Below are 11,112 nucleotides of genomic sequence, written 5' to 3' on the forward strand. Positions count from 1 at the left end.
AGTCTTTTCCCGCGCCTTGACCATCGCAAGAATGCCTTCGGTGCCCATCCCCTGGAAAGCGTAAGGTGAGGTTCTCGGCTTGTACGCGCCGCCTCGCAACATCACGCCGCCGGCGTCTTTGACCTGTTGGGCGATGTCGCAGATCATTTCCTCGCCTTCGACCGAGCAGGGACCGCCAATCACGACGATCTTCTCCTGACCGCCGACCTTAACGCCGCTGACGTCAATGACGGAATCTTCCGGATGGAACAATCGGTTGGCCTTTTTATAAGGAGCCTGAACCCGGGTCACTTCCTTGACGCAGGTAAAGCTTTTCAGCCAGTCGACGTCCAGCGCGGTCGTATCGCCGACCAGTCCCAGAACGATATAGTTGGCGCCCTCGCTGAAATTGAGTTCCAGTCCTTTTTTCTCCAGCTGATTCATCAGTCGCTGCAGTTCGTTGCGGTCACAATCTTTTTTTACGGTTAAAATCATACGTTTTCTCCTCTTTTCCGTTAAAAAATAAAAAACATCAAATTCGCTTTGATGTTTTGTTGAACCAATATAACGCGAAAATTCCAAGGAATCTTGGGTTACATTGGTCTATCGATAATAATAATAATAAGAGTGGTTCAGATTGAATTTAAGCATGGAATATCACTCCTTGACTCTTAGTTTACATGACTTTCAGTTTGAAAGCAATACTTTCATTTGTTTTTTACAGGATTTTTACATTTTCGGATTTCCTGTCTGTCCGGCAGGCTTCGGCGGCCCGAGCTTACAGAAACCATTCCGGCTGACGGGGTTGTTTCATCTTCTGCTGGAAAACAAGCCGGGCCGGATAATAGAGCGCCGGCGGAAACTGCCGCGCACCGGCCGGACAGACTTGGATGCAAGCCGTGCAGGACACGCAGCGAGTCTTATCCGTTAAGCGTGGTTGAGCAGGATCAATCGCCTGAACCGGACAGACCACAGCGCAGCGGCCGCAGCGAAGACAGCGGGAATTCGTTTGGGGTTTCAGCGGCAGCGCCGTAATTTTCCGGTACGGACGCTGACCGGGAACCGGGGAAGTCATCGGATGGGCGGCATCCAGCCCCTTCTCAAGCAAAGTCTGGGCAAAGTTGGCAATTCCGGCTGCATCAGCGGCATCCGGACGGCCGTTGGCAACAGCGGGAAAAATCGAATGCTGCGCAACGACCGCGGCTGCGCCGACGACGGTGAACCCGCCAGCCTCCAGCGCATCGCTCAGTTCCAGCAGCGCATCCTCATAGGCCCGGTTGCCATAGACGACGACCGCCACCGCCGGCGTGTCCCGGCCTTGAATCTGATCCATCCAGACTTTGAAAAACGCCGGCAGTCTTCCGGAAAAAACGGGAAAAGCCGCGATCAGACAATCCTGCGGTCCCAGGCTGGCGCCTTCGTTCAAGTTCAGATCCCGCCGCGGCAGTCCCAAACCAGCACACAGCTGATCGACGACCTTGGCCGTTGTCTGCGAGGCGCTGAATTTCATTGTGACTAAACGCATTAAACTTCCTCCTTTATCCGCTTACCGGATTTTACAAAAAAGACGGAGATGAACGTCCTCCGTCGGATTGCAGGCTGCAATGGTTAGCGGTATTCTTTAACCTTCCCTTGATGATTCACAAAGATCAGCGAAATGCCAAGGCGGCTTTTCATGTAATCGCTCAGCTGTTTCCATTCCTGCTTGGAGGAAATCTTGGATTCCATCAGAATCGAATATTTGGCGATATCCGGATCCATCCTTTTGATCAGCGAGTACATCTTCGAATTAAACGTCTGCTTCTTGCCGCGTTTTTCATAATCAACCTCAATCAGCCATTTACCTTCCGGCGTCTGCACGAGGTAGGCGTCTTCCAATTCTTCGTAAGCCAGTTTTTTCTTATCCAGCCAGTTCTGCAGAGACTGGGTCATATACGCTTTGTTAAATTTAGCTTCCAGCTTTCCGGTCTTGGGATTCCGCTTCAGACCCGGGGTTTTCTTCAATGTGGATCCAGCTTTACGGCCGCGTTTTTTCGGAATATACGCGCTTTCACGGCTGTCCAGATCATTCAGGTAATAACGAATCTTCATCTTTGTGCTGACATTTTTCTTGCCCGTCGGCGCAACGATCATTTCATCACCGCTGAGCATGCACTGGCGCATCGCGCTGCAGCAGGTAATCAGCGTCGCATTGCCTTCGTTCAGCTTGCCCATCAGTTCTTTTGCCGAGCATTCCAAATAAGAATCGCCGGCTTGAGCCGCCGTGGTTTTCAGGTTTTCAATCAGCGATTTGTAATCTGTGATTTTAGCTCCCATTCCATTACTCCTTTAATTATAATTAACGCCAGGTAAATTATATCAGCAACCCCTATAATTGAAAATAACAAATTACAATAATTGTTGTGTTTTTACATAGAGAAAAGACTAAAAAAGTGACAATCGTCACTTTTTCAGCCTTTCCTCTCAATTTAAAAAGTGCTTTTCAAATCATTCCAATCTTTTTCTCCGAATTTCCTCTGAATTTAATCCTTTAAGCTCGCGGAAATGAATACTATTTCATCATTTGACAAGTTTTATTCCGTTCATCTTCATCAAACCGGATAAAAAATTCATGTAAGGACAGATCCAGAGCGCTTGCCAGCGCAAAGCAATCCTGCAGTGTTGCTTCTTCCTCCTTCCGTCTCAGCCGTTCCATCCAGTCGGGAGCTTGCCGGGCTTTGCGGCATAGCTCGGCCTCATCCATCCCCGTCTGGCGCATAACCTCCTTCAGCAGCATGATCGTCCAATCCTTTTCCACTGTGTTTTTTTCGTGCATTCGCAATACCTACCTTTCTTTGGAATTCATGTCTCCATAATTAATATTGCGGAAAAATCCAAAATGCCTTCCAAAAACGTTAAAAAAGTTAAAATTTTTCGTTTTTTACTGAAAAAGCCGCACAATTTAACCTGTGCGGCCGGTATGCAACTTATTTCAGATGGCTGTCCATCCAGTTCAGCGTTTCAGAATAGGAGCGTTCACGATGCGATGGCTTGCCGAAATTGTTCAGGCCATGGTGATCGCCGTCGAAGCAGACGACGCGGGTTTCCACGCCTTTGTCCATCAGCGCCGTGATCATCTGCAGACCATCGGACAGATGACAGCGGAAATCCGCCAGCGGCTGGATGAACAGCGTCGGCGTCACAGCGTTGCACGCGTATTTGAGCGGCGAACGATCCCAATAGGTCTGCGTTTTCTCAAAGATCGAGCCGCCCATCTGATCCGGAACAAATTCCATACTGATGTCGGACACGCCGTACATCGAAACCCAGTTGACAACGGAACACTGGCTGGAAGCCGCCTTAAAGCGGTCGGTATGACCGATGATCCAGTTGGTCATATAGCCGCCGTAGGAAACGCCGGTCACGCCCATCCGCTGCGGATCGATTTGCGGATAGCGCTTGAGTACTTCATCAGTGAAGTTCATGATATCTTCATAGTCGACCGTGCCGTGCTTTTCCCGGATTTCCGCGAATTCATTGCCGCGGCCGTCGGAGCCGATCGGATTGCAGAAGAAGACGAAGTAACCGGCGGAGGCCCACGTCTGCATATCAATGCCGAATGTCCCGTGATACGCCCCCTTCGGCCCGCCGTGAATTGTCAGAATCGCCGGATACGTCTTTTCCGGATCAAAATCAACCGGCTTCATGACCCAGCCGTCGACATCCCAATCATGGCTGGCGATGGTCAGCGGTTCGCATTCGCTGACCGATTTCGTCTGTAAGAACGAATGATTAAAATCGCTGAGGCAGCGGACTTCCCGCGTTTTCAGATCGATCATCCAGACTTCATCAAACTCCATTCCCTGTTTGCCGGAGATGACCGCCTGATCGCCATGGATGTCAAAGCTGCCGATATCGCCGTTCCAGTCGGACATCTTCTTTAGTTCGTTATCCGCGCCGAAACAGAACAGATTATTGGAAACGCGGTCGTTGCCGTTGATCCACAGCGCGCCGTCTTTCGGCTTGGCAAGATAGTAGGACAGATCCGCTTCCGCTAAGAGTGTCAGCGTGCCTGAAGCCGGATCGAGCTCATAGAAATTTGGATGTTCGTTCTGTCCCCAGATCTCGCCCTTGGCGGCGCAGAACAGGACCCGGCTGCCGTCGGTCGCGACATTCTGGCTGCGGTTGCCGAAGCCTTCGTTGACGTAGACTTGGCGGTTTTCGCCGGTATTCAGATCGTAGCACCAGACGTCCTTCTGCAGCTTGGTGCGCAGCGTGTACGCACAGCCGGAATAGTAGATTTTCTGATCGACGACGGCGCTGGCTTCCACCTGAAATAACGGATCGCTGCACGGGGTCAGCTCCGCTTTTTTCTCATCGTAGAGAAACAGCCGCGTGCGCATCTTGCTGGTAAAGCCCGGCGTCCCGTTGGACCAGAACGGAGTTTCGTCCAGGACGTGGAACTCGGCGTTCTTTTTCTTATCCTCGGCAACCTGCTTGCGCTCCTCGGCGCTCATCTTATAATAATCCGGCAAATTGGCGTCGCAGCGGGCCGTGACCAAATACAGGCCGTCCTTAATCTTTTCCAGCTTTCCCGCCTGAATTGGCAGCGTAAACGCCTTGACCGCCTCGCCGCCGTCCAGCCGTAAGCGGTAAACGCCGGTCAATTCCTCGCCGGCCTCAGCGCGCTTTTGATCCGCCGGATCGCGCAGCGATAAAAACATCAGCGTGTTCTCGTCGTCCCACAAATAGCTGCTTTCCTTGCCGAAGCTGGTCAGCTGACGGAATTCCCCGCCCTCGGCGCGGGCCCAGATTGTAAAGTCATAGCCGTCTTGTTCGTTGCAGGACTTGACGACGACGGCGATGTGCCGGCCGTCGGGCGAAAAGGTCACCTCGCTTAAGCCGCGAAGTTTTCTAAAATCGTTCAGTTCAAATTTTTCCATTCGAGTATCTCCTTCTGATCCTCAGTTTACAATGGGATGAAAGCGATGTCAATTTGAATCAGCCGACTTTCATTTATTATCATTTAATTTTCAAAGGGTTAACGCAGCGGCCGGTGCAGCGTGAGAAAGGAATCGGCCAATTCCGGATCGAATTGAGTTCCCCGGCCTTCTTCAATCCGGCGCAAAACCTCCCGCGGCGGCAGCGGATCATGATAGCGGCGGCGGCAGATCATCGCGTCGTAGGCATCCGCCAGTGCCAGCACGCGGGCCTCCTCGCAGATCTCCGACCTTTTTAACCCGACCGGATACCCGCCACCATCCCAGCGCTCATGATGCTGCAGAATCATCGGCGTCAGATCGTTCAGCGGCGTCGGACTGACCAGCCGCGCGCCCTCGGCCGGATGATTGCGCATCTGCCGCCATTCCTGCTCGTTCAGGCGGCCCGGTTTTAACAGTACGGCATCGGGCGTCGCCAGCTTGCCTAAGTCATGCAGCAGCGCCCCTTCTTTTATTTTACGGCAGCGATCCTCGGACCACGCCAGCTCCCGGGCCATTTCATAAGCGAGCCGGCTGACGCGCAGACTGTGGCGGCAGGTTTCCAGATCCCGCAAACGCAGCGCGGACAAATAGGCTTCGATGAACGCCTGTCGCGGCGATGTATATTTCATGTGCGATCCCGTCCTTCTTTTTCAGCAGTATGGACTAAAGACCGCGGCTTAAACTAACATTCAAAAGAAAGATACGCTTAAACCAAGATCTTTTCCCGGTCTAAGCAGACAGACACATGCATACCGGAAACATTCCAGGCAAAAAAACGATGAAAAAAAGATACGCCGGCAGAGAAAGGGAGGGCCTCTGACCGCGTATCGATTTAACAATATTATTTTATCATAGCCGCCTTGATTTTCGAGGCAATGTTTTTCCTGAATGAAAAGGAAAAATGGACGCAGAAATCAGGATCGGCCGCAATTTCATTTTTCCCGTTGCCGCTCTTCGCTCTTTTTAGGCAACACAAAAAGCGGCTGCAGCCGCTTTTTACTTCGCTTTACTCAGCTTTTATTTCTGATGCGCCAGAACCATTTTTTCCAGCTTTTCCAATCCCGTCTGCAGCTGGGCGCGCGGGCTGGCCAGATTCAGCCGCTCGAAGCCCAGATAGTCCTCGCCAAAGAATTTGCCTTCGGACAGATAGACGTGACCTTCCTCGATGCAGGTCTGGTTCAGTTTCTCCCACTCGATGCCGCAATCGCGCATATCCAGCCAGAAGAAATACGTTCCCTCCGGTTTGCGCGTTTTGATCATCGGCAGCCGCGTGCGGAAGAACTCGTCGGCGTAATCCCGGTTGGCCTTGATGTATTCCAGCAGCTGATCCATCCAGTCCTCAGAGAACTGATAGGCAGCCTTCATCGCTTCCAGCGCGAAGATATTGATGCTTGCGATGCCGACGTTGACAGCTTCGGCCTTAAACGCTTGGAACAGTTCCGGATTTTTGATGATCACGCCGGAGATTTTCAAGCCGGCCAGATTAAACGACTTCGTGCAGGAAACGCATGCGATCGTGTTCTGCCGGGTGTAGTCGTTAATGTTGATGATCGGCGTGAACTGACCGTCAAAGACGAAATCGGCGTGGATTTCATCAGCGATAATCTTCAGCTGATGCTTCTCACAGAACGCGGCGATCTGTTCCAGTTCCGTCTTCGTATAGACGCGGCCGGTCGGATTCTGCGGATTGCACAGAATGAAAATCTTCGTCTGCTCGTCAATTTTCTTCTCCATGTCCTCAAAGTCCAGCGTATAATAGCCATCCTCTTCGTGCATCGGACACAGCGTCGGCACGCGGCGGTTGGACAGCGTCTTGTCGACAAACGGTTCATAAGCCGGGGTCGGAATCAGAATCTTATCCCCTTCCTGGCTGAACAGCCGGATCGCGGCGGACACTGAATACATGACGCCGGTCGACATCATCATCATTTCCGGATCCGCACCGTATTGATAGCGGCGGTTAAACCAGTCCGCCATGACCTGCGTATAAATCGGACCGCGTTCCGTATATCCGTAAGCCGGGCACTCCATGCGCTTTTTCAGCGCGGCCTGGATCGGATCGGAAACCGCGAAATCCATATCCGCGATCCACAACGGCGTCACGTCGGGAATATCCAGCGTTTCCTGTACGACATACCATTTTGTGGCGTCAGTATGGCTGCGGTCGGTCACTTGATCAAAATTATATTTCATATTTATTCACCTCTGCTCTCCCAGTTTAGCATAATTTATTCAAGAATGGTAGCTTACCTGCGAGTTTTTAAGTCAAAATCAAAAAGGGAGAATGAAATTCATTCCCCCATCGCCTGCGTCAGTTCACTCAGCGTCTGATCGAGCTGAGCCTCGTCAAAGCGGCCGCTCTTTAACAACATGTAGCCTTTCATCAGCGCGATATTCAGGCGTTCCGCCTGCTCTGCCGGCCAGGTTTTCAAATCCAGCTGATCTGCGCGGCGCAGAATCGCGGCGACCTGCTCGGCCTTGGCAAACAGCTGATGTTCCTTCATCACTTCGCCAAACAGCGTTTCCAGCGTCCACAGACGGTTGTGCTCGGTCACGAACATCTTGATCGGATCAAAGTGCCAGTGCGCCTGTTCGCCTGCGCTTAAAATCTGCTTCATCTCTTCATCGCTGAGCTCGTCCATCAACATAAACGAAATATCAAACCGCGTGCAGTCCTGATTGCTGGCAGGCTGCCGCTGCAGGATCTCTTCGACCGTCATCTTCAGCATGCCGTCGTCCAATAAACCCAGCTCGATGTTCATCGGGGCGGTGATTGTCTCTAAAATATGTTGATCGACATCGTCGATGTTATAACAATAAATCGCTTTTTTCATAGTTTCATGCCTCCAGTGGTTTGTATTATACCCGAAGCTGGAAAGAATATCCAATCCTAAACTCAAAAATTTATTTTTTACCCTGGAAAGCACTTTCGGTTTCCCGACGCTCTTACAATGAATAGAACCTGCGGATTAACGGCGGTAAACCCAGCGGCCCTCCACCATCGTCGCGCGGCATTGCCACTGCTTGTCAAACAGCGCCAGATCGGCATCCATCCCGGCTGCCAGGCGGCCCTTACGATTTTCCGCCTGAGCTAAGGAAGCCGGATTCACGCAAGCCATCTGAACCAGCTCGCATGGTGTGCAGCCGCACATCTCGCCCATCATCCGCACCGCGTCGTTCATCCCGATCGCCGATCCCGCGCGCCGGCCGGTTTCCACTACCTGAACATGCTGGCCGTGCTTGCGGCAATGCAGTCCGCTGAACTCGAAGTCGCCATCCGGCATCCCTTTGCCCAGCATCGCGTCGGTGATCAGCACCAGCCGCTGAGGACCGAAATGCTTCCACGTCATCCGGACAACCTCAGGATCGACATGGAAGCCGTCCGCGATCAGCTCCGCCTTCATCCCTTCCTCTAGAAACGCGCCCGTAACCGTGCCGGGATCGCGATGCAGATGCTGACTCATCGCATTGTATAAATGGGTGAAGCCGGCAGCCCCGGCGAGACTGGCGCGGTGAACGTCGGCGCTGGTCGCATTGGTATGGCCGACCATCACGGTGATTCCCGCCTGCACTGCGGCCTGGATCAAGCTGTCCATGCCTGTCCGCTCCGGTGCGACCGTCATCACTTTCAAGCGTCCCTGAGCGGCTTCGACCATCTCCTGCAGTTCCTTTAACGACGGATCGCGCAGATACCGCTCATCCATCAGCGCCTTATAATCCGGGCTTAAATACGGACCTTCCGAATGAATGCCCAGCATCGCGGCCCCCGGCAAGTCCGTGACCGCCGCCAAGCCGCGCAGAATTTCCAGCAGTCTTTCGTGCGAAACGACCGTCAGTGAAGCCATGAAGGCCGTACAGCCATCCATCACGACATTGCGGCTGAGCGCTTCCGCCGCCTCAGCCTTCCCGCTGATCAGATCTTCCCCGGCCGCACCGTGGATGTGGATGTCGATCAAGCCCGGCGTCAGCATCAACCCTTCCGCGTCGATGACCTCGTCCGCATTCTCCGCCTGCGCCGTCCACTCGGCTTCCGGCATCAATGCGGCAATCTTTCCCTCCTCGACCAGCACCGCGCCGCAGGGAATCTCGCGAAACCCGTCGGCGATCACCTGGGCGTTATGGATCAGCGTTTTCACAGCGTACCGCCTTCTTCCAGCAGTTTCCGGGCTTCTTCCATAATCTTGATCGACGAGGAAGTGCCGAAACGCGTCGCGCCCGCTTTCTTCATTTCCAGCAGCGTCGCTAAGGAACGGATGCCCCCGGCCGCCTTGACCTGGACGTCCTCGCCCGCTTCATGTTTCATGATGAACACGTCCTTGGCCGTCGCCCCGGCCGGACCGAAACCGGTTGAGGTCTTGATGAAGTCCGGCTTCACCTCGCGCGCAATCTGCGCCAGGCGGATGATTTCTTCCTCGCTCAGATAACATGTTTCAAAGATGACCTTGCAGATCTTGCCATATTGGTGACACAGCCGCGTAATCCGGTCCATCTCCTTGCGCACCAGATCCCAGTTGCCGCTTTTCAGCTCTGTCAGGTTGACGACGTAATCGATCTCGTCTGCGCCCTGGCGGATGGCATGCTCCGTTTCCAGCAGCTTGATATTCAGTTCAGTCTGGCCCAACGGAAAGCTGATCGCCGCTCCCACATGCACGCCGCTGCCCTTTAAGGCATGATGGCACAGCGTCACCTGGCAGGAGTTGATCGCGATCATCTTGAAATGATAATCCCGGCACTCCTGGCAAACCTCCAGCACTTTCTGTTTTGTCGCGTCCGGCTTGAGTATCGTATGGTCGATCATCCCGGCCAATTCGCGCAGCTGCGCTTCTAACTTTTCTTCCATCTTCCTGTTCCTCGCTTTCTTTTCAATCTTCGTTCTGTCTGCTTTCATTATAACGAAGCGCTTTCATGAATGCCAGTATTATTCATAGATTGACACAATTTTCAGAATAAAAAATCCCATCCTCCTGACATGGGAAAATGGGATTGTTCCTCAGCGCTGCCGCGTGATATAGTCCTGCACGTTATTCGTCTTGTAGACGCAGTTGGAATTCTGATCCACGACGACCAGCGTCGGCGCCTGCATAATCGAGAAGCGTTCGCTGAGCTGCGCCTGTTCCTGCGCATCGATCAGCTCATAGGCGATCCCGGCTTTCTCCAGCAGCCGGCCCGCCATCTTGCAATTTGGGCAGGTCTTCGTCGTAAACAACAGGACCCGGCCTTCCGCGGAAGAAGACGGCACACTCTTTTCCTCGCGGCTTTCCGGCTGGACCGGCGCTTCTTTCAGCGCCTGACGGCCTTTCAGCACAGAATGACCGATATCGTAGACCTTGCGTTCCTTGTATTCCTGCGTCTTGCCGGCATTCCAGTTCTGAACCGGCCGGTAGTAACCCGTGATCCGGCTGTAAACCTCGGTTGTACGGCCGCAGATCGGGCAGACATACTGCTCACCGGCGATATAACCGTGGTCTTTGCAGATCGAATACGTCGGAGACAATGTATAATAAGGCAGTTTATAATTCTGGGAAATCTTGCGGACTAAGGAAGCGGCGGCTTTCCAGTCCGGCAGCTTTTCACCTAAGAAAGCATGGAAGACGGTACCGGATGTATACAGCGTCTGCAGCTCATCCTGAACGTCCAGCGCCTCGAAGATATCCTCGGTATAGCCGACCGGCAAATGCGAGCTGTTGGTGTAATACGGCGTGTTGCCTTCCTCCGTCGCGGTGATGATGTCCGGATACAGCTGCTTGTCATGCTTGGCCAGGCGATAGGTCGTCGATTCCGCCGGCGTGGCTTCCAGGTTATACAGATCGCCGTATTCTTCCTGGTACACGACTAACCGTTCACGCATGTGATTCAACACTTCCTTGGCGAATTCCTGCGTTTCCTTATGCGTCAGATCGGCGCGCAGCCAGGCCGCGTTCAGTCCGACCTCGTTCATGCCGATCAGCCCGATCGTTGAGAAATGATTGTCGAACGATCCGAGGTACCGGCGCGTATACGGATACAGGCCTTCATTGAGCAGCTTGGTGATGATCTGACGCTTAACCTTCAGCGACCGCGCGGAAATATCCATTAAGCGGTCCAGCCGGGCGTAGAAATCGTCTTTGTCCTTAGCCAGGTAGGCGATGCGCGGCAGGTTGATCGTCACGACGCCGACCGAACCGGTGCTTTC

General features: G+C 53.2%; 10 protein-coding genes and 1 pseudogene. All 11 read right to left on the reverse strand.

Going from position 1 to position 11,112, the window contains the following annotated elements; translation table 11 throughout:
* Positions 1–474: pseudogene (locus HOLDEFILI_RS11220) on the reverse strand (3-deoxy-7-phosphoheptulonate synthase); the annotation flags it as partial.
* A gap of 283 nt (positions 475–757) precedes the next feature.
* Positions 758–1,504, reverse strand: coding sequence for a 4Fe-4S binding protein (locus HOLDEFILI_RS11225; protein ID WP_050766968.1), 747 nt, complete (start codon positions 1,502–1,504; stop codon positions 758–760).
* A gap of 83 nt (positions 1,505–1,587) precedes the next feature.
* On the reverse strand, positions 1,588–2,295 hold the full coding sequence (locus tag HOLDEFILI_RS11230) for a hypothetical protein (protein ID WP_006059809.1): 708 nt from the start codon (positions 2,293–2,295) through the stop codon (positions 1,588–1,590).
* 235 nt (positions 2,296–2,530) lie between these two features.
* Positions 2,531–2,794 (reverse strand): hypothetical protein, encoded by a 264-nt coding sequence (locus HOLDEFILI_RS11235; RefSeq protein ID WP_006059811.1) that lies wholly within the window; start codon positions 2,792–2,794, stop codon positions 2,531–2,533.
* Between the two features lie 151 nt (positions 2,795–2,945).
* A complete protein-coding gene (locus HOLDEFILI_RS11240) occupies positions 2,946–4,901 on the reverse strand; it encodes a S9 family peptidase (RefSeq protein ID WP_006059812.1) in 1,956 nt (651 codons plus the stop codon).
* 98 nt (positions 4,902–4,999) lie between these two features.
* A complete protein-coding gene (locus HOLDEFILI_RS11245) occupies positions 5,000–5,569 on the reverse strand; it encodes an HD-GYP domain-containing protein (protein ID WP_006059813.1) in 570 nt (189 codons plus the stop codon).
* Between the two features lie 388 nt (positions 5,570–5,957).
* Positions 5,958–7,133, reverse strand: a complete 1,176-nt coding sequence (locus HOLDEFILI_RS11250; protein WP_006059815.1) for a MalY/PatB family protein — start codon at positions 7,131–7,133, stop codon at positions 5,958–5,960.
* A 98-nt stretch (positions 7,134–7,231) separates the two neighbouring features.
* Positions 7,232–7,774 carry a DUF3783 domain-containing protein gene (locus HOLDEFILI_RS11255; protein WP_006059816.1) on the reverse strand — a complete coding sequence of 181 codons (543 nt, stop codon included), beginning with the start codon at positions 7,772–7,774 and terminating at the stop codon, positions 7,232–7,234.
* Positions 7,775–7,909: 135 nt separating this feature from the next.
* Positions 7,910–9,076 carry an N-acetylglucosamine-6-phosphate deacetylase gene (gene nagA, locus HOLDEFILI_RS11260; protein ID WP_006059817.1) on the reverse strand — a complete coding sequence of 389 codons (1,167 nt, stop codon included), beginning with the start codon at positions 9,074–9,076 and terminating at the stop codon, positions 7,910–7,912.
* Positions 9,073–9,780 (reverse strand): deoxyribose-phosphate aldolase, encoded by a 708-nt coding sequence (gene deoC / locus HOLDEFILI_RS11265; RefSeq protein ID WP_039864824.1) that lies wholly within the window; start codon positions 9,778–9,780, stop codon positions 9,073–9,075. The genes nagA and deoC overlap by 4 nt, the downstream gene beginning before the upstream one ends.
* Positions 9,781–9,930: 150 nt before the next feature.
* The coding region (gene nrdD / locus HOLDEFILI_RS11270) for an anaerobic ribonucleoside-triphosphate reductase (protein ID WP_006059819.1) at positions 9,931–11,112 on the reverse strand (1,182 nt) is incomplete at its 5' end.

The organism is Holdemania filiformis DSM 12042 (assembly GCF_000157995.1).
Lineage (GTDB): Bacteria > Bacillota_I > Bacilli_A > Erysipelotrichales > Erysipelotrichaceae > Holdemania > Holdemania filiformis.